At 60.7% G+C, this 605-nt stretch carries 1 pseudogene; it reads left to right on the top strand.

What is annotated here, in order from left to right:
• A pseudogene (locus QVH07_RS17680) lies at positions 1 to 605 on the top strand (hypothetical protein); the annotation flags it as partial.

The raw sequence follows: 605 nt of genomic DNA, 5'->3' as shown, positions 1-605 counted from the left end.
CCGGACCTCAAGGGGATACTGGACCAACTGGTGCTCAAGGAATACAAGGTGAAACTGGACCTACCGGAGCGCAAGGGGATACTGGAGCAACCGGACCAACTGGACCAACCGGAGCAACCGGAGCGCAAGGGGATACCGGAGCAACTGGACCAACCGGAGCAACCGGAGCGCAAGGTGAAACTGGACCTACCGGACCTCAAGGGGATACTGGAGCAACCGGACCAACCGGACCAACCGGAGCGCAAGGGGATACCGGAGCAACCGGAGCAACCGGAGCGCAAGGGGATACCGGAGCAACCGGACCAACCGGAGCAACCGGAGCGCAAGGTGAAACTGGACCTACCGGAGCGCAAGGTGAAACTGGACCTACCGGACCTCAAGGGGATACCGGAGCAACTGGAGCAACCGGACCAACCGGAGCAACCGGAGCGCAAGGGGATACTGGAGCAACTGGTGCTCAAGGAATACAAGGTGAAACTGGACCTACCGGACCTCAAGGGGATACTGGAGCAACCGGACCAACCGGAGCAACCGGAGCGCAAGGTGAAACTGGACCTACCGGAGCAACCGGAGCAACCGGACCTCAAGGGGATACTGGACCAACT

This window comes from Algoriphagus sediminis, from assembly GCF_030403435.1.
GTDB lineage: Bacteria > Bacteroidota > Bacteroidia > Cytophagales > Cyclobacteriaceae > Algoriphagus > Algoriphagus sediminis.
This window is presented reverse-complemented; position numbering and strand designations above follow the sequence as displayed.